An 18,956-nucleotide genomic window follows, 5' to 3' on the forward strand; every position below is an offset into this window, starting at 1 on the left:
ACGGGCCGACAGGGCGGCAGTCTGGTCCGCGCGATAATGAACGATCCCGACGGCCCGTTCATAGCGCGCGCTGACGAGGGACGCGGGGTCGCCGCGGGCCAAGGATCTGGCCGCGCAGGGGGTCGAGGTCGTCGAGGCCGACCTGGAGGACGAAGGCAGCCTGATCCAGGCTTTCGAAGGGGCGTATGGCGCTTTCGTCAGCACGGATTTCTGGGCGCCGCTGACCCCCGCGCAGGAAGCGGCCAGGTCTCGCGCCGAGATGGAGATCGAGCAGGCGGGCAACGCGGCACGTGCCGCCAAGGCGGCTGGGCTCAGCCATGTCGTCTGGACGACGGCGGACGACAGCCGTCCCTACTTCGAGCGTGCGGGCCGTCCGGTCCCCTGGGTCATGGGTGGCTACACATCGCCGCACAGGGACGCGAAGTCGAGTGCTGACGGATTCTTCATCCAGCATGGAGTGCCCACCACTTTCGTGCAGTTGCCGTTCTTCCACGAGTCGCTCCTCCTCGGCATGGGCCCCGTCCGCGACAAGCACGGCGAACTGATCCTTACCATGCCGATCGCCGATCGCGAGATCACGGTGATCGGTTCCGGGGACATCGGCCGCACCGCGCTGCGCATCTTGCAGGCAGGCGGTGACTGGATCGGCGATACCGTGAGCATCGCCACCGAGCACGTGACCGGAGAGGGGCTCGCCACGATGCTGACGAAGGCCGTCGGCGAGAAGGTCACTTACCAGCCGTACACCTGGGACGAGTTCCGGGGTCTCGGCTTCCCGCACGCGGTGGTCATCGCCAACGGCCTGCAGTACCTGGCCGAGAGGTCCGCCGAGGATGAGGCCCGGGACATAGAGCGCACGCACAGCCTCAACCCACACCTTGAGTCCTACTCGTCCTGGATCGAGGCAAACAAGGAGACGTTGCGCAACCTCAACGCTTGAACGCGCGGAGCGAGATCGTCGATGACGAGCAGGCGCACCGTCACCGGGCTTCGCAACACGCATGTCGGCCCAGGCTGCGCCTTCGCAACCGCGCTCCCGGACGTCTACGTTACGTTCTGGCCCTCTGTGGTTCGCAGGTGATGGCGCCCGGCATCCGGTCTCGTGACGCGCCAGGGTCTGGTCGTTGCGCGGGAATCCCAGGTCACCGACCGACTTGGGCAACTTCGTCCTGGAGACGCAGGGTTGATCGAAGACGGCCTTCCCGCCCGACCTCGCCGGCGACTACGACGGTTGCCATTCGACCGGGAGCTGTCCGTGCCAGACTCCGGGTCAACGGCGCCTGCAACAGCTGGCCCTCGAATCACACCCAAAGATTCCTGACACCTCAACTACCCGAGAGAACACAGAAGTTATTGTGGTGCGGCCGCACGCACCCGGCACCGCCGAGTCGATGGGTAATCCCTCGGCGGTGCCACCTCTCCTGCCACGCGCTCCCGGCCCGGTTCAGCCCGGAGGAGCCTCCTGCCGTTCGTCACCGACGCTGAGTGGCGAGGTCGCCTTGCGGGCGGAAGACCGATCCCAGTTCGAGCCCGAAGCCCATGCAAGGCGGAAACCGACGTCCGGTGACGAATCGACTGGAGTGTGGCGAGCGTGGTCGACGGTGTAACGCGCCCATCAGCATGCTCCGGGGCTCGCCGCGTGCCCGAGTGTTGGGGCACCGACGTCATTCGGCCGAGCATCGCCTTGGTGGGGCGCTCGGCCGGTCGCGGGGTGGTGTCACGACGAGGATTCATCCGGCGAGTGATGGAAGCTGCCGCCCATTGGCCGTCCTGATCGTTACCGGGCGATGGGGTGACGCGCCACAGTTGATCAACGTATGGATCGTGTTCGTCTCCAGAGCCGCGGCGACTCGCTACGACAAGAGGGCCTGCGTCTTCCGCGGCACGGACAGTCCTGCGGCGATTCGGTTGCGGCTCGGCCACTGATGTCAGCCATGGCAGCGGATGCCCCGGTAGTTGCCCCAGTCGACGGCGGCGACGATGAGCGTGATCCGTCCAGCCGAGCGGTCGACGCGCACGAACTCGTGAAAATGGTCGTGCACGCGTCCCCGATCGTGAATGGCCTCATCACCGAGTTTGCTGAGGTAGTGAGCTGTTTCCAACCTGACGGGAGGTTAGACGGGCGGCCCCGGCAGCGGACATGAAGAAAGCCCCTGGTAGACGGGTTCACGACCAAGATCACCAGTCCGCCAGGAGCCTTCGCGTGCTTGTCTACCCGTCCGGCATCGATCTGTCCAGCCGCACCCTGCAGCACCTCTCCGGTCTCCTCGCAGGTCACCGCCGTCGAATCGGCTCCCGATGGCGTCGCCTGACCTGCGGCCGGCAAGCCCTGCTCGTCTTGGCGCACCTTCGCTGCGGCGACACCTACGCCCGCCTTGCAGCAGGTTTCCGCGTCGGGATAGCGACGGTCTACCGATACATACGCGAGGCCGTCGACCTCCTGGCCGCTCAGGCACCAACGCTGGAGCAGGCGATGCGGACCGTGCGGAGGAAGGCGTACGTGATCCTCGACGGCACCGTGCTGCCGATCGACCGCATCGCTGCCGACCAGCCGTATTACTCGGGGAAGAAGAAGCACCACGGGATGAACGTGCAGGTACTCGCGGATCCAGCCGGCCGTCTGATCTGGGCTTCGGACGCGCTGCCCGGGGCAGTACACGATCTGACCGCGGCCCGGACCCACGGCATTCCCGCCGCTCTCGCCGCCGATGGCATCAAGTGCTGGGCGGACAAGGCGTATCAGGGCGCAGGTCCTGCTGTCCGCGTCCCGTTCCGTGGCAAAGGTCTGCGCGGTTGGCGCCGGCGTCACAACCGCGATCACGCCAAGATCCGAAGCCTCGGCGAACGAGCCATGGCCACCCTCAAATGCTGGCGGCTCCTGCGGAAGCTCCGTTGCAGCACCACCCGGATCACCACCGTCGTCCGCGCCGTCATCGCCCTCGAACTCGCCACCTGATCAAGATGGAAAAGGCTCAGTAGTTGCCACCGGCTGCGGCCACGCGGGCGAACACCTCCCGCTACAAATCTGCCTGCAGCTCGGTGGGCACGTCCCAGAGCGGATCCGCCCACTCCCGCAGGGCCTGCACGACCTTCTCCCGGCTCACGGACTCGTTCAGGTCGGGAGTGATCGACCGCAGCCAATACGGACCGTGCCGGACCCGTCCAGCAGCACTCCACCACCTGCACAGTCGTCCCGGAACTGCTCCTGCCAGTCAGTGCGGCAAGCAGCCCGCCATCGTCTGCCGACTCCGCAGAGAAGACCACCTGCTTGATGTCAACCCACCGAAACCCGTACTCCTGCGGATCCCGGAAGTAGCGTCGAAAGCTGATGGAGGCGCTGTCCTCGTGAGCTAGCCCGTTGTCCAAGGTGCCAGCCCAGGAGGCACGGAGCCCCTGCCGACTCACCGGACAGGCCCTAGCCAGCACCATCCACCCCCGCAGCAAGGCTGCCAGGCAGAAGAGGAGAAGTCTGAGCACCTGCCCACCCGAAAACCAGCAGCTGAGCCGCGCACGTAGCATCGCGGTTGTAGTCGCACTACCGCAGATGGTGTCGCAGCTGTGTGCGCACGTTCCCGAGCCGCGAGGCGCGTAAGGAGCGCTGGGGTCGTCAGCGCCCCTTGACATAGCCGTATGTCAGCCTGGCGAGGAACGTCGCCGCTGCTGCCCACTTGCCGCAGATGATCAAGACACGGCGATCGTCGCCGCGCACCATGTCGAGCAACAGTGCTGGGCTGGCTACGAGAGCGAGGACAGTGGCCGCAAGGATCGCGGCGGAAATTGCGACATACAGCGCCTCGACCGTGGCCTCGTCTTTCTGCTCCTGCGTTCTAGCCCCCATGACAGCTTCTTCCCCACCGTTACTCGACCGTAATCTGACCTCCTCGGCCCACTTCTGGAGTGCCGACTTCCGAATCACCAACCCCCTCCCGTGCCGATCCGAGGCCCCGCCACGGGCCGGAGAGGATGGTCAGCGCAGCGGCGCCCGCGGTTCCCCGAGACCGCCCCAACGACAGCCACTCCCACAGCAAGGCAGCCAGGGCAGATGGGGGGAGTCTGAGCACTCACCTGGCAAGCACCGGGGCCTGCCCTGGGGATACGCAGGGCCCGGTCGAGATCACGCGTGCCTGACAGAGGAGGGCCGTGGTCATGTCTGCTAAGTGATCGCCAGTGGGCTCAGAAGGCCGGATGCCTTCTTGATGGCGGCCGGTCACCGTCATTGCGGCCATGACGACGAGGGGTGCCGGCAGTGTTGGAGACCTACCTGTCCTGGTACCGCCAATGCCTGATGAACGAGTCCGAGTTCCGCTCGGTCACTCACCACTTGGCGCAGTCCGGGCTGACCGTCGAGCACCCGATGTTGGGCTGCGGGATGCTCTTGGACTTCACGGGGGAACAGGTGAGGCTGCCTGTGCGGCACATTCTGGAGCTTGTTGCCCTGTCGGTCGGTCCGCTCTGCATGCAGTTCTGGCTGTCGGCTGACACGGACGTGGTTTGCAGTGTCAGGTACGTAGCGCCGGACACCCAGGTCCTCACCTTCGCGCTCGGCGGATCGACCGAGAACGAGCGTGAGCATGCCACCGACGCGGTTCAGCGGCTGATCCAGCGAGAGTTGGAAAGGGCTGTCGCGCTGCTCGTCGATCTCGGCGGCGAAACAGCGGACGAGGACGATGACGCGCTGGTCCTGTATGGCCGGCGCCCGCCGGGTGGAGTGCGGCCCGGGATCGGGAGGCAGTTCGTCGAATCGCGTCACGATTGCGCGGGAGTTCTTGAGGGGGGCTGAAGCAGCGCTCGACGACGTTGCGGCCTTTGTAGAGCTCGCGGTCGCAAGGCTGGCGGCCTACCGCCGGTCCGGCCGCACCGTACACGGTTGGCCTTCTGGTCAGCCCGCTCCGGAATACCGCATTGACGGCATGGACCTCGCGCACGCCCGCGGTGAAATCCACCTGCCGCATCTCTTGGTCCGTCGCCGACTTCACGACGAGACCGGGCCGGCCAACGTGCTGATAGGAAGAAGCCACCTCTTCTCGTCCCCATTCCTGAAGTTGCTCAGCTCCTCCAAGGAATCAGCCCCGTCCCGGATCGCGATCACGTGGGCCTTCGCGTCCTGGATTCCCAGCTGCGGTATCTGGCGGCGTAGGTAACGCACAGCGGCCACGACGCCATCCGAGTGCACGAGTGTTCTGAGCGCATCAATCAACAGGTCAGGGCTCTCGGTACCTTCAGGCGGGCTGATGCCCTTGACCTGCCGCCCATAGGCCTCTGGCCAGTGCGGATCGAGGTACGTAGTCGCGGGGATGTGATGGATGCTGCCGTCGTACCGGTCCACCAGGTAAGGCCCGTGCCCGACGAGCATCTTGTGGGCGTCACCACGGATGTACTCCACCGACTGCCACGAGATGACCCAGCCCAGGTCATGCTCCAGCACACGGCAGATCGCGACCTCAGGCCGCGACGCCCACGGTGGCGATTCCTGCCGCTCCCTCAACAACAAGGCCGCGACCAGCCCAACAGCACGCTCCCTGGTGATCACATCGCCCATCATCCAGCACCGCGCAACCAGGTTTCGAGGCCGCGTTCCGGCCTACGAGGCGGTACAGAACGTCACGGCGAGTGGCCCCATCCGCGTGTCCTGGCGTGCCCGCGGTTCGGCCCCCTCCCGGGCGCGCCCGCCTTCCTCCGTCGCGTCCACCGCCTAACGCGCCCGCAGCGAGGATTCTCCACGGAGAGTGTCCAGCAGGCTCGAGCCCCGCCCCGGGCTGCGCCTTCGGCGAGCGCGCCGACGGTGTGAAGCGTCATTCCCCCCAGTCGTAGACCGGACGAGGTGCCCCGGAAGCCACAGCGGGCCGGCGTTCATCCGCAGCCGGCGACGCCGACGAGCAACCACCACATCCGGCCCGCCCCGGCACTCAACAAGGATGCATGCGCGAAACTTGGGAATCACCCCGTGAGAAGGGCTTTTCACACCCACCCAGAGGGCGAGAAACTCGTGGCCCGCGCGCGTAGCATTGAATCTGCTTTCCGCGAGACGACACTAGGGCTTTCAGTCGCGTACGGGTAGCGCGTGAACGTGCACTGAATCAGGTGTGGACAACTACCTGGGGACGTCCCGCACGCGCTTGATCCTAAAGCGAGCGACATAGGAGAATATTATGAGCACTCTACAGCAGCAGGAAAGGAAAACGGGTCTGCATCAGAAGCCAGACTTGAAAATGGCGCTTGAGGCTGTCGTAATGCCGGTGGCTGACGTCGATCGTTCCCTTCGCTTCTACCAGGGTCTGGGATGGAGGCTCGACGCAGATTTCGAAGCGGGTCCGGAGTTCCGGATCGTGCAGTTGACACCTCCGGGTTCGGATTGCTCGATCCAGTTCGGTCGAGGAGTCACCGATGCGGCCGCAGGGTCCGTCAAGGGAACATATCTCGTCGTCGACGACATCGAGCAGACGCGCGCTGGACTGATGGACCTGGGTGTCGCAGTCAGCAAGATCTTTCACCGCGTCTACGACACCGGCGTCGAGGAGCAGGTAGCCGGCCCGGATCCGAGCGGTGCCAGCTACCACTCGTACGCGAAGTTCAGCGACCCGGACGGTAACGGGTGGTTGATACAAGAGGTGCGTGAGCGACAGCCCGGACGATGACGGTTGTCGAACCAGGAGGAACCCGGTGACCGGCTCCCGGGGACGAATCTGGACCACGTTGCGCTCGGGAGCCTCCTGGGAACCGGCCGTGCGCTGCTCCAAGCACAGCCTCGCGCTGGTGACCAACGATTCCGGAGTGAATGCCCGCACGAGAGGAGCACTCATGAGTATGTCTATACGCCCGTTGCTTCACGGTGCTGTTGTGGGACTCGCCGGTACGACAGCACTCAACGTGGCCGGCTATGCAGAAATCGCGCTTCTAGGGCGCCCCATCAGTGACACGCCCGGGATCACTGTGCGCACCCTTGCGATGAAGCTCCACATTCGCATTCCCGGGGAGGGCCAGGTCCAGGAAAACCGGGTTGCAGGCCTCGGCCCCCTGATCGGATACACCGTGGGGCTTGGCATGGGGATGACGGTGGCTTTGGCGCAGGCTGGCGGTTGGTCCAGGACACCGGCATCTCGCTACGCCTTCGCTACTCTCTTGGCCCTCACTGTCACGAATGCACCGATTGCTCTTCTGGGAATTTCGGATCCGCGGACCTGGACAGTCTCGGACTGGGTTTCGGACATCGTCCCGCATGTGCTGTACGCACTTGTCACAGTCCGCGTCCTCGAAAAGCTGGAAGCGGCGGGCGCCACGCTCTGACGGTCTACCGCACCCTCGAGAGCCGTCCTGCGAAGAACATCGGAGCCGGCCGCCATGCGGATCGCATTCTGCACCGATCGGAGGGCACGAGAAGGCCGCCTGCCCCAAACGTGGCGGTCCGTTGGCGGAGTACCGCTTTTCGCACCCCCGTAAAGCCGTAAATCCTCCAGCACGGCCCGGGCGGCATGCTGGAGGACAGGGTCGGACTTGTGCTGCGGATGTCTCTGTGGTCCGTCTCCACCGGAACTCGCCCCAGTGCAGCACTGAGCTGTTTCCAACCTGACGGGAGGTTAGACGGGCGGCCCCGGCAGCGGACATGAAGAAAGCCCCTGGTAGACGGGTTCACGACCAAGATCACCAGTCCGCCAGGAGCCTTCGCGTGCTTGTCTACCCGTCCGGCATCGATCTGTCCAGCCGCACCCTGCAGCACCTCTCCGGTCTCCTCGCAGGTCACCGCCGTCGAATCGGCTCCCGATGGCGTCGCCTGACCTGCGGCCGGCAAGCCCTGCTCGTCTTGGCGCACCTTCGCTGCGGCGACACCTACGCCCGCCTTGCAGCAGGTTTCCGCGTCGGGATAGCGACGGTCTACCGATACATACGCGAGGCCGTCGACCTCCTGGCCGCTCAGGCACCAACGCTGGAGCAGGCGATGCGGACCGTGCGGAGGAAGGCGTACGTGATCCTCGACGGCACCGTGCTGCCGATCGACCGCATCGCTGCCGACCAGCCGTATTACTCGGGGAAGAAGAAGCACCACGGGATGAACGTGCAGGTACTCGCGGATCCAGCCGGCCGTCTGATCTGGGCTTCGGACGCGCTGCCCGGGGCAGTACACGATCTGACCGCGGCCCGGACCCACGGCATTCCCGCCGCTCTCGCCGCCGATGGCATCAAGTGCTGGGCGGACAAGGCGTATCAGGGCGCAGGTCCTGCTGTCCGCGTCCCGTTCCGTGGCAAAGGTCTGCGCGGTTGGCGCCGGCGTCACAACCGCGATCACGCCAAGATCCGAAGCCTCGGCGAACGAGCCATGGCCACCCTCAAATGCTGGCGGCTCCTGCGGAAGCTCCGTTGCAGCACCACCCGGATCACCACCGTCGTCCGCGCCGTCATCGCCCTCGAACTCGCCACCTGATCAAGATGGAAAAGGCTCACTGCAGCCAATCACGCCGCCGAGACCCGAACCCCCGCTCGGCTGCCAGCCAGCCACACAACACTGCGGCGCGCCACGCCCAGCCCTGGCGAGCGGACTCGTACTCGTCCGGCAGAGCGGCCGGCGCTTCGCGGTCTTTACAGGTGACCGAAGCCAGACAGCCCGATCGAAGTGCGTCCGCCAGCACGTCAAAGCCCCGGCCATGAACGGGTGGACCGCACCCCGCGCGGTAACGCCGTCACGTTCGAGCAGGTCAGCGATCCCGGGCACGCTCAGACGGGATGGTCAGGCTGACGGGCCTGGAGACGGTGTTGGCGACGTACGTCCACATGTCGACCTCGCGGACGCCGTCGATGTACACGGGGGTGCCGTCGCGGAGGACGCGGTGAAGGCGAAGGGCCCGCCGGAGCCGAAGTCGCGCGTCATGGACCAGTGGACGCCGAAGGCGTTGGGAGCATGCCCCTGTAACCCGGCGCGCCCGTGCCCCAGTTCTCGTCGATGTGAGAGTCGCAGACCGTGCCCTTGGGGGTCCAGGTGAAGGTGGTGCTCGCGTAGAACGTCCGCGTGGAGAGGGCGATACCGCAGGTCACTACGGCGGACGTGGGGGCTGCTGCCGCGGCGTTGCAGGCCACAGGGAGAACCGATGCTCCGGTCCTCCTGACCTCGCGGACGCCCGCCGCACTCGGGTCCATGAGCTCGTCTGGGTGACCGGCGGCAGGTGACATGCCGCCAATGGCGCAATGGGGCTCCTGGGCTGCCGGGCTGGGTCACGCTGTGGGCGTTCGGCCGCTGTCACGTCGGGATCCCGCGGGTGTCCCGTGCGGCAGGATCGCCGGACCGCTGTCGTACAAGAAGCGAAGGGCGTCGTGAAGCACTCCGGGATCGACTACGAGGCGGTTTTCCAGGCCTTGCCGGCCGCGGCGGCCCTGCTGACCACCGAGCTGGTGTACGCGGACGTCAACGAGGCGTATCTGCGCGCGTCGGGGCGCGCCCGTGGCCAGATCGTCGGCCGCTACATGTTCGATGTGTTCCCGGACAATCCCAACGATCCCGCCGCTACCGGCACACGCAACCTCCAGGCGTCACTGCTGCGGGTGGCGGCCACCGGGGAGCGCGACGCCATGGCGCTGCAGCGCTACGACGTCGAGGACCCCGACCGGCCCGGCCGGTGGGAGGAGCGGTACTGGAGCCCGGTCAACGCCCCGGTCGTCGACGCGGACGGGCGGGTGGTGCTGGTGCTGCACCGGGTGGAGGAGGTCACCGAACTGCTCCGAGCCCGCGGCGGTCGCTTCGGTGGCGACCGGACCAGGACCCTGGAGGCCGAGCTGTACACCCGCGCCCGGGAGCTCCAGGAGGTCAACGAACGGTTGCGCCGGGCCCACGCACGCGAACGCGAGGTCGCCCTGAGCCTGCAGTCCGCGATGCTCCCTGCGCCCGGACCGCTGGGCCGCCGCCGTGGCGCTGTGCGCTATCAGCCCGCAGTCGGGTCGCTGAACGTGTGCGGCGACTGGTACGACCTGGCCGAACTGCCCGGCGGCCGATTCGCGGTCGCGGTGGGCGACGTCGTCGGCCACGGCCTGACCGCGGCCGGCGTCATGGGCCAGCTTCGCAGTGCGCTCAGCGCAGCCGTCCGTGTGGCCGACGGCCCCGCGGCGGCCCTCGACGCACTCGGCCTCTACGCCCGCTCGGTGGAGGGTGCCGAGTCCACCACCGCTGTGCAGACGGTGATCGACTGCGACAGCCGCACCGTGACCTACAGCAGCGCCGGCCACCTCCCACCCGTCCTGCTGCACGCCGAGGGGGCAGTCGAGTTCCTCGACCGGGCCACCGACCCGCCGCTCGGCGCCCGCTTCGAGCACGTTCCGAGAATCCAGGCCGAAGCGGCCTTCTCCGAGGGCGCGATCCTCGTTCTCTACACCGACGGCCTCGTCGAACGCCGCCACGAGGACATCGACACCGGTCTGAACCGGCTGGCCGACTGCCTCGGCCGCCACGGACAGGAGGATGCGGACACCCTGGCGGACACCTTGCTGGCGGAACTGATCCCCCCGGGTGGCAACACGGACGACACCGCCCTGGTCGTCGTCCGCCTGTGACCGGGCCGCGAGGCATCGTCCCGGACCTGCCCGCATTCCTGTGGCGTGCCTTTGCCCGACGGGCATCGCGCAAGGGCATCGGGCATCGGGCGAGATGGCCGTTGCTCGACATACGGTGGAGTCGTTGCTCAGGTCCCACGTGATCGCACCTCCGGATCGGCCTGGAGCTGGAGGAGATCCGGTGCCGATCGCCGTCCCGCTGCCATCGGCCGGACCCCACTCCGCGGCCCGGACTCGGTAGGTACGTCCAAACGACAGCGCCAGCACTGCCCGCTACTCGTCCGTGAGATCTCCTCGCCCCACGCTCCGAGTCACCCGTCACTCACGATCCACTTTCGATACACGGCCTGCAACCAGCTGTGTCACCTCGCTGCTCTTCGCTCCGGCTCTCGCAAGAGAGCAGGGGCACAGTTCCAGGCGGGATGACAGCATGGCGACACCGTCGCAGAGCACAGAGCCGTAGTCAGTCCCGCCAGCTCAGTCCACACCTGTACCGCCCCCGAGGCCCGCAGGGGCGGACTCGCAGTGCTGCCCATTCTGCGGGGGGATGCCAGCGCTCGGAGCCACGATCCGAGGTCATCAGGACTTTCTGATCGTCACGCGGTTCCTCAAGGTGCGAGGGTTCTTCTGCCGAACCTGCGGCATCGCCATGCACCGCGAGATGAGCACCAAGACACTGTGGCAGGGATGGTGCGGCATAGCGTCCTTCGTCATCGCCCCGGTCACCCTGATGTCCGACGCGTCCTCTCGAAGCGGCAGAACGGCGTCAGCTGCAGTCGAGTCCGCCCGCCCGTGTGCTCAGCGAGTCGGCTCACGGAGCACCTGCCGGGCGCGCCGGAATCTTCCCTCGAGAAAGAGACGTCGGCTTGCGCGAAGGCGGTACCGCCCGCAGGAGCTCCCACGGAGGACGTGATCCTCCCGCCCAAGCGGCCAGGGTGTGCCGGTCGCCAAGATGCAGGCGCTGGGACCTGGCGAAGTCGACGGCAGGCTGGGCGAAGCGGCCGTTGGTGAACAAGACGATCACACCGCCCTTCACGGCAGAGCACCCCTACGAGGGGGCTGCGGCACGAGCAGGATCCACGTGGAGGAACTCGGGGGCAGCGGCGGTGATTGCGACCCCCCGGAGACGGTATCGGCGATGGCCGCGGGCGTCGCGCAGGGTGGCGGTGTTGCCGTAGTCCTCCCAGACGTGGCGCGGCCGTCCTGGAAGAGGTCGGTGCGGGTGTCGCGACCGATGCCCGTTGGACGCGGACGATGGCGTGGCCGGCGAGGCGGACGTTCGTCGAAGCGGTAGCCGTGTCCGTCCGCGTCGCGCAGGGTCCAGCCGTCCGGTTTGACCGCGCGGTGCGCCTGGTCGGTGATCTCGACCCACTCCGCGGATTTCACGGAACTTTGTACGCGCTCATGACAAAGCATGGACGTGCCCGGAGGAAGTCCCTACTGTGTGCGACGCGGCGGTGAGGCGATGGTACGTGCCTCACGCATCACCGTCCGCATATCCGCAACTCTCCGTATCCGGAACGACGGCGCGCTCCGGCGGCGGTGGATCCTGCACCTTGCCCCATTTGCGTTCCCCGGCATCGGGGGACCTACAGGAGGTCACGTGTATCCAAGGATGTTCTCCCACCGACTCGGCAGACGTCTGGCCGTAGCGCTCACCGTTCCGTTACTGGCCCTCGGCCTGTCGCGTCCCGCGATCGCGGCCGCCCCGCAGGTGGAGCCCCTTCCCCCGCAGGAACCCGGTGTGACGCTCCGCGTCTTCGACGTACAGGCGTCGCTGAAGACGCTCTGCACCCTCAAGCCCGGACAGACGCCGAACATCGACAAGAAGATGTCGGTGATCAACTGGACTTCCGACGCGGACTTCGGGCTTGCGTCCAACTTCGTCAGCCAGGTCACCGCAAACCTCAACGTCGTCACGAACGGCAGTCACACCTTCCGGCTGGCCAGCGACGACGGCTCCCGCCTCTACGTCGATGACCAACTGGTCATCGACCACGACGGCCTGCACGGTTCCGACCTGCCCAAGGACGCCACGGTCTCACTCACGGCCGGCCACCACTCCCTGCGGATCGAGCATTTCGAGGCGGGCGGCGGCCAGCAGATCACGCTCTCCTGGAAGCCCCCAGGCGCCACCGGCTTCAGCGTCGTACCGAACTCGGTGCTGAGCACCGACGCCGGCGTCGTGCGCGTGACATCGCCAGGTCGCAAGGAGTGCGAAGGTGCCCTTGATACGCCAGGGGACGGCCTGCCCCTGACCGGGGTGCACCCGAACTACACCCTGACGAACCTGCGGCCGGCCGGCTTCGAACCGCAGGTCTCCGCCATGGACTGGCTGCCCGACGGCCGCCTCGCGGTGACCACCTGGGGCGGCACGGACAACAGCACGGGCGAGGTGTACCTGCTGAGCAACGTGACCGGGGCAACCGGACCCGACAAGGTGACGTACAAGAAGATCGCGAGTGGGCTGAAGGAGCCCATGGGCGTCAAGTACGTGGACGGCAAGCTCTACGTCTCCCAGAAGCACGAGCTGACCGAACTGAACGACACCAACGGCGACGGCGTCATCGACGAGTACAAGCGCATCGCCACCTGGCCGTTCGGCAACAACTTTCACGAGTTCGCCTTCGGCCTGCTGTACAAGGACGGGTTCTTCTACCTGAACCTGTCGGTGTCGATCAACTACGGCGGCGCAACCACGGACCCCCAGCCGGCACCGAACCGCGGCACCACGATCAAGGTGAACAAGTCGAACGGCGCGATCAGTTACGTCGCGGGCGGCCTGCGTACCCCCAACGGCATCGGATGGGGCCCGGACGGCGACATGTTCGTCACCGACAACCAGGGCGGCTGGCTGCCCTCGTCGAAGTTGGTGCACATCAAGCAAGACCGCTTCTTCAACCACTACATGAACCCGGGCGGGCCCTTCGACTCTCGCCCGGTGAGCAAGCCGGTGCTGTGGCTCCCACAGAACGAGATAGCCAACTCGCCGAGCACTCCCCTCCAGTTGAAGGAAGGCCCCTTCGCCGGCCAGATGCTGTTCGGTGACGTGACGTACGGCGGCATCCAGCGCGCGTTCCTGGAGAAGGTCGGCGGTGAGTACCAGGGCGCGGTCTTCCGTCTCACGCAGGGGCTGGAGGCCGGCGTCACCCGGATCAGCGTCGGCCCGGACGGTGCCCTCTACGCAGGCGGACTGGGTGCGGGCGGCAACTGGGGCCAGGAAGGCAAGCTCAGCTACGGTCTGCAGAAGCTGACACCGAACGGCACCGACGCCCTCGACATCCGCTCCATGCGCGCAGTGCCGGGCGGCTTCGAGCTGGAGTACACCCAGCCCGTGTCGACGGAGACCGCGGCCAACCTTGCCGGGCACTACAAGTTGAGACAGTGGCGCTACGTGCCGACCGCGGCCTACGGCGGCCCCAAAGTCGACGAGGAGAGCCTCACCGCCCAGTCGGCCACCCTCTCGGCCGACCGCAAGACGGTCACGCTGGCGGTCCCGGGGCTCAAGGCCGACCGAGTCGTCCATGTGCGCTCGGCCCGTCCGTTCAGTACGACCGACGGCAGACAGCTCTGGAGCACCGAGGCCTGGTACACGATGAACCAGCTGCCCGGAGTCACTTCGCGGACCGGCGAGGTGACGGGGGTCGCCGGCAAGTGCCTGGACGTGGACAACAGCAGCACAGCCGACGGCACGAAGATCCAGCTGTGGACGTGCAACGGCACCGCGGCCCAACGGTGGACGGTTTCCGGAGACGGGACCGTGCGCGCCCTGGACAAGTGCCTGGATGTCGACAACGCCGGCACCGCTGACGGCACCAAGGTGCAGTTGTGGACCTGCAACGGAACCGCGGCGCAGACCTGGCAGCCCCAGGCCGACGGCTCTGTACGCAACCCGCAGTCCGGCAAGTGCCTCGACGCCTCCGGGGGCGTCTGGAACGACGGCACACAGGTCCATTTGTGGGCCTGCCACACCGGTTCCAACCAGAAGTGGGTACTGCCGTAGGACGGCGGGCGGCACGCGTAACCCGTGAGGGTTGACCCCAGGGGGCAAGGGGCGGAGCGCACGTCCCTTGCCCTCGCTTCGGACCGCGCTCCCCCGGCCTCTGGTTCGGTACTGTCGGCGGGCCCCCTCACCTCCGTCTGTGGGTTGTGCAGGTCATCACCTTTCCGTATTCCCGCCGAGGTGAGTGGTGGCCTGTAGGGGGAAATCGGCGGGTCCCTCCCCCTCGGGTCGCCGCTGCCGCCGTCGATCAGCCCAGCCCGAGCCAGCCCTGGGACCTGTCGACCGGACGGGCCGTTGAGCGCGGTCCCCGACCGGTCGACAGGAGGGTGCTACTTCAGCCCGAAGGCGCGGGTGATCTTCTGCGTCACGCTGTTGCCCCGGCGGTCGTGTGCCGACGTGCGCAGGGTGGCGTACGAGGCTCTGGAGGAGGCGTGGAGCCTGGTCTCCCAGCTGTCACCTCTGCGGGTGAGGCTCGTCTTCTGCCAGGTGGTGCCGTCGTCGTAGGAGATGTCGAGAGTGAGTGCCCTGATGTCCTTGGAACTCGGTCCTCCGGGGAGATGGGAAGGGGTGACCAAGAGTGTGGCGTTGCGTCGTGCCTTGCCCTCGGGATCGGTGTCGACCCCGTAGTCCAGCTGGATCAGAGGCAGTACCGTGGCCTTTCCGGGCACATCGGCCGCCGAGGTGAAACCCCATTCGGTCCGGGTGCTGGTGGAATACGGATTCGTCCAGTAGCCCCGTGCGTTCTCGGAGACGAGCCGGTAGGCAAGGGGGTCGGGGTTGAGTCCCGCGAAGGCAACATAGTCGGAGTACTCCTGGGTCAGGAGCGTGTCTCCCTGGTACAGCGACACCATGTTGTCCACTCCCGGATTGCCCAATGTGCTCCCGACGTGGCCGCCACCGGAGTCGCCCCAGCCCGGGACGTTGACGTAGAACGCGTCGTCGGTCCGCTGCTGCACTCCTGTCCGGTTGTCGAGGCGCGGGCGGTGGATGGGGCCGAACCAGTGGAGATCGGTGGTACTGCCCGCTCTGTAGCGCACCGCAGCGGACGACTCCTGGACCTCGCCGGGAATCTGGACCCGCTCCAGCCATGGGGTGTCCGTGTCGGCCGAGACCCAGTCGGTGCGATGTCCCTGGGCCGGAACCTCGTGCAGGAAGGACGCGCCCATGGCAACACCCTCCCAGATGTCCGAACGGTAGTCGGACGCCCGGGCCTGCCGGTGGTTGCGGAAGGAGACGTCGACTCGGGCGAGGTCGTCCGTGTCCGGCCGATAGGTCGGGTCGGCGGGTATCGAGCCTTCGTAGCGACGGACGAGGTCGTAGAGGTAGTCGGTGACACGGCTCGCGTGCAGTGTGAGCGGGGTCCTTCCACGCCGGATCCGGGCCATCAGCTCCTCACCCCCGTCTCGGGTGAGGGTGGCCACCGTGACGGGTGGCGGGGTGGCGAAGGACTGTACCCCGGTGGGCCACGGCTCGAGGCGGCCGGATCCGTCGTTGACCACCAGCAGCAGTCGTGCGCCCGCCTGCGCGGCCGCGGAAGCCTGCTCCTCCACCGTGGCGGCATCACTGCGCAGCACTACGGCGGCCTTGCCCCTGGCATCGAGTCCGGCATAGTCGGCCGCGGCGCCCTGGCCGGCGAGAACCGGCGCAAGGGTCGTCCGTCCGTCGGGAAGCGGAGTGCCGCCCCGCTGGACCCTGAGGTCGTCGAATCCCACGCCCCCGGCGTCCACCGTCAGTGCCGGTTCCTCCTTGCGCCAGCGCGCGCCGAAGGCGAACTCGCCCTTGGTGACCTTCTTGCCCGTGGGCAGCACCCACATACTGTCGTAACCCGGAGTTCCGGGATCCAGGGTGCCGAGGGTGTAGTGGTCGGAGTCGAAGGACCGGTACAGGTCCATGCGGACTTCGGAGTCGGTGGTCTTCTTCGGGACCACAGCGCTGACCTGGCGGGCCTCGGTGGCGTCCAGCACCACATGCCGGTCGCGGTCGAGCCTGATCTCGGGGACGCTCAGCATGGCTTTGCCCAGGGAGTGCGGGCCGTGCGTGCCCTGTACGTCCGCATCGAGCCACAGGGCGTACGTACCGACCGGGAGCCGCACGGCGGATGTGCCCGACTCACCCAGCGTGTACTGATGGAAGTAGTTCCTGGCCGCCACGGTGAGCACCCCGGAGAGCGGCTTGCCGCCGCGGTCCTTGGCGGTGACTGACAGGTTGTAGCGCTCGGCTTCCTTGCCGACCCCGACAAGGGTGTGGGCGACGGCCTTTCCGTCCTTGCCGACGGCGTTGATCACACCGCTGAAGTGGCTGTCCGGCGGGGCTTGGTCCAGGTCTGCCGTGAGCGTCACATCGACGGCTCCGTGTGCGGGTACGGTCACCATCCTGGTGGACAGGCTGAAGAGACCCTGCGGTGCGTTCGGGGCATGGACCGTCAGGTCCAGAGTGATAGGGGTTGGTGCGATGTTGGTGTAGGTCACCGACCTGTCGGTCTTCTCCCCCCTCGGGTGCGGCCACAGGTGGTAACCGGAGTAGGCGCTGCCGGTCGCGAAGACCGTGTTCCGCACGGCGGCCGCGACGTCGAGGCGGCCGGCGCCGGCCTCGTAGGGTGTGTACTTCGGGGTGGGTGCGGCGGTACTGATCAGAGCGTCCTTGAGCATCGAGCCGGTCCAGTCCGGGTGCGCCGCAGCGAGCAGGGCGGCGGCTCCCGCGACGTGCGGGGCGGCCATCGAGGTACCGCTCATCGTCCGGTACAGGCCGTCGCCCTCGGACAGGTGCGAACGTGCCGCGAGGACGTCTACTCCCGGTGCGGTCAGCTCCGGTTTGAGTCCGTAATCGCCCGCGCGCGGACCCTGGCTGGAGAAGCCTGCGAGCTGATCCGAGGCGTTTACGGCCCCGACGGTGAGCGCGGCGTCCGCGGCGCCCGGCGAGCCGACGGTGGAAGGGGCACCACTGTTGCCGGCCGAGATCACGAAGAGCGCGCCGGTCTCCGCGCTGAGCCGGTTGACGGCCTGGCTCATCGGGTCGTCACCGCTGGACGGGGCACCGCCCAGGCTCATGTTGATGATCTTGGCGTGCCGGTCACGGGCGGCCCACTCCATGCCGGCCAGGATCCACGACTCCTTGCCCTGGGCTCCGCAGCCGCCGACGTCACATGTCGTAGCAAGGACCTTGCCGATGTGGAGGACCGCACCGGGGGCGACACCTTTCTCCCTGCCGTCCGAGGCGGCGCCGGTTCCCGCGACGGTCGAGGCGACGTGTGTGCCGTGGCCGACGTAGTCGTCGAAGACGCTCTCGTCGGGCACGAAGCTGACGGCGCTTTTGATGCGGTCAACCAGATCCGGGTGGCCCGAGTCCACGCCCGTATCCAGTACGGCGACGTCGACACCCTTGCCCGTATTGCCTGCTGCCCATACCTCGGGTGCACCGATCTGCCCGGTGCTGTCCGCCAGTGCGGCTTCGACCTTCCCGTCCAGCCAGACCTTGGCGATGCCGTGGGCGAGCGTGGGCGAGGCGCCGGCGGCGCGTTCGGTGCCTCGTTCCCCTGGTTCGCCGGTGAGCCCTGACCAGAAGGCATCCGCCCGGTCACGCTCCTCGGTCAGCGCTGCGCCACGGATGCTGGTCAGTGTGCGGACCTTCGTGGCTCCCGCGGGAAGCGCCCGCACGCGGGCGGCGCTGCTGTCGGTAAAGCTGACAAGCAGAGGGAGGCCGTTGGTGTGCGCGTCGTCGTATCCGTCGGCCAGAAGGCGCGTGACGTTGAACAGACTCTTGTCGAGGAGACCGGCGGAGACATACGGCAGGGCGGAGTGGGGGTAGACGTAGGTGTCCTTCCCCGCCTTGTTGATCTCGAAGGCGATGCCCTCGCCTTGCGGGCCCTCGACCTGCCGGGGCTCGGTGCCGTCGGCGTCGAGGGTGACGGTGTCTCCGGTGATCAGGGTGACGGTACGAACGGCGGCGGCACGCTCTCGGACGGCGTCGGACGTACCCGGCGCCGCGGGCGGTGTGTCCGGGGTGGTGGCCATCGCCGGTGGCACGGCCGCGAAAATCGCGAGGGCGGATCCGAGAGCCAATAGCTTCGATCTGCGAAGGATCGGGGTCGACAAAGAGAACTCCCGTCAAAAGGGCACACTTGGCGGCCAACTGGCCGTTCAGGGTGCGTTGTTATACGTTTCGGACCTCAGCGGGCCGAACAACCTGCCCATGATCACGTCGTTTTGCCCGCTGCGCGTCTTCCCGGTAGTACAGGTAGTGCAAAATCAGGCCACCAGGGGCTCCCGGCTCGTACCAGAAATCACCATCTCGGTTGATCTGTCTGCACGTTGAGACCAGCCGCCCACTCGGACGAACCGCAGCTCAAACCCTCCGCGTTCGCGCGGTGACCTCTCCCGGCACCGGCCGCCGCCGCTCCCGCCGCCGCCCGTCAACGCGGGACACG

General features: G+C 67.2%; 11 protein-coding genes and 3 pseudogenes. 9 read left to right on the top strand and 5 right to left on the bottom strand.

Features of this window, described 5'->3' with window-relative positions; genetic code table 11:
• Positions 1-106 precede the first annotated feature (106 nt).
• From OHT61_RS00210 to OHT61_RS00220, 3 genes and pseudogenes are all read left to right on the top strand, one after another.
• A complete protein-coding gene (locus OHT61_RS00210) occupies positions 107-940 on the top strand; it encodes an NmrA family NAD(P)-binding protein (protein WP_329043028.1) in 834 nt (277 codons plus the stop codon).
• Positions 941-1,567: 627 nt separating this feature from the next.
• Positions 1,568-1,818: pseudogene (locus OHT61_RS32445) on the top strand (IS5/IS1182 family transposase); the annotation flags it as partial.
• Between the two features lie 385 nt (positions 1,819-2,203).
• Positions 2,204-2,956, top strand: coding sequence for a transposase family protein (locus OHT61_RS00220; RefSeq protein ID WP_329033879.1), 753 nt, complete (start codon positions 2,204-2,206; stop codon positions 2,954-2,956).
• A gap of 651 nt (positions 2,957-3,607) precedes the next feature.
• On the opposite strand, the gene OHT61_RS00225 is transcribed toward OHT61_RS00220, so the two are convergent.
• The 3 genes and pseudogenes from OHT61_RS00225 to OHT61_RS00235 all read right to left on the bottom strand — a co-directional run bounded on the left by OHT61_RS00225 (position 3,608) and on the right by OHT61_RS00235 (position 5,530).
• Entirely contained in the window at positions 3,608-3,838 is a 231-nt protein-coding gene (locus OHT61_RS00225; protein ID WP_329033902.1) for a DUF6332 family protein, read from the bottom strand.
• 891 nt (positions 3,839-4,729) lie between these two features.
• Positions 4,730-4,896: pseudogene (locus tag OHT61_RS00230) on the bottom strand (IS5/IS1182 family transposase); the annotation flags it as partial.
• A 76-nt stretch (positions 4,897-4,972) separates the two neighbouring features.
• Complete coding sequence (locus OHT61_RS00235; RefSeq protein ID WP_329033904.1) at positions 4,973-5,530, bottom strand: YrhB domain-containing protein; 558 nt, start codon at positions 5,528-5,530, stop codon at positions 4,973-4,975.
• A 619-nt stretch (positions 5,531-6,149) separates the two neighbouring features.
• Here OHT61_RS00235 and OHT61_RS00240 point away from each other — a divergent pair.
• The 4 genes from OHT61_RS00240 (at position 6,150) to OHT61_RS00255 (ending at position 10,530) form a co-directional block, all read left to right on the top strand.
• The gene (locus OHT61_RS00240) at positions 6,150-6,635 is read left to right on the top strand and encodes a VOC family protein (RefSeq protein ID WP_329033906.1); all 486 of its coding nucleotides are present in this window, start codon (positions 6,150-6,152) and stop codon (positions 6,633-6,635) included.
• A 118-nt stretch (positions 6,636-6,753) separates the two neighbouring features.
• Positions 6,754-7,284, top strand: a complete 531-nt coding sequence (locus tag OHT61_RS00245; RefSeq protein WP_329033908.1) for a hypothetical protein — start codon at positions 6,754-6,756, stop codon at positions 7,282-7,284.
• A gap of 379 nt (positions 7,285-7,663) precedes the next feature.
• Positions 7,664-8,416, top strand: coding sequence for a transposase family protein (locus tag OHT61_RS00250; protein WP_329033879.1), 753 nt, complete (start codon positions 7,664-7,666; stop codon positions 8,414-8,416).
• 884 nt (positions 8,417-9,300) lie between these two features.
• Positions 9,301-10,530 (top strand): PP2C family protein-serine/threonine phosphatase, encoded by a 1,230-nt coding sequence (locus OHT61_RS00255; RefSeq protein ID WP_329033910.1) that lies wholly within the window; start codon positions 9,301-9,303, stop codon positions 10,528-10,530.
• A gap of 811 nt (positions 10,531-11,341) precedes the next feature.
• Here the strand turns inward: OHT61_RS00255 and OHT61_RS00260 are convergent.
• Positions 11,342-11,560: pseudogene (locus tag OHT61_RS00260) on the bottom strand (hypothetical protein); the annotation flags it as partial.
• Between the two features lie 585 nt (positions 11,561-12,145).
• Between OHT61_RS00260 and OHT61_RS00265 the strand changes: the two are divergent.
• Positions 12,146-14,533 (top strand): ricin-type beta-trefoil lectin domain protein, encoded by a 2,388-nt coding sequence (locus tag OHT61_RS00265; RefSeq protein ID WP_443049596.1) that lies wholly within the window; start codon positions 12,146-12,148, stop codon positions 14,531-14,533.
• Positions 14,534-14,862: 329 nt separating this feature from the next.
• Here OHT61_RS00265 and OHT61_RS00270 read toward each other — a convergent pair whose 3' ends face one another.
• Complete coding sequence (locus OHT61_RS00270) at positions 14,863-18,543, bottom strand: S8 family serine peptidase (protein WP_329033914.1); 3,681 nt, start codon at positions 18,541-18,543, stop codon at positions 14,863-14,865.
• Between OHT61_RS00270 and OHT61_RS00275 the strand changes: the two genes are divergently transcribed.
• Entirely contained in the window at positions 18,533-18,844 is a 312-nt protein-coding gene (locus tag OHT61_RS00275; RefSeq protein WP_329033916.1) for a hypothetical protein, read from the top strand. The two genes, OHT61_RS00270 and OHT61_RS00275, sit on opposite strands and share 11 nt — an antisense overlap.
• Positions 18,845-18,956 lie beyond the last annotated feature (112 nt).

The organism is Streptomyces sp. NBC_00178 (genome assembly GCF_036206005.1).
In the GTDB taxonomy this organism is placed as follows: domain Bacteria; phylum Actinomycetota; class Actinomycetes; order Streptomycetales; family Streptomycetaceae; genus Streptomyces.

Excerpts from the sequence above, each read along its gene's own strand:
- OHT61_RS00270 (WP_329033914.1), bottom strand. The coding sequence starts at position 18,543 with ATGGCCACCACCCCGGACACACCGCCCGCGGCGCCGGGTACGTCCGAC.
- OHT61_RS00240 (WP_329033906.1), top strand. The coding sequence starts at position 6,150 with ATGAGCACTCTACAGCAGCAGGAAAGGAAAACGGGTCTGCATCAGAAG.
- OHT61_RS00225 (WP_329033902.1), bottom strand. The coding sequence starts at position 3,838 with ATGGGGGCTAGAACGCAGGAGCAGAAAGACGAGGCCACGGTCGAGGCG.
- OHT61_RS00265 (WP_443049596.1), top strand. The coding sequence starts at position 12,146 with ATGTTCTCCCACCGACTCGGCAGACGTCTGGCCGTAGCGCTCACCGTT.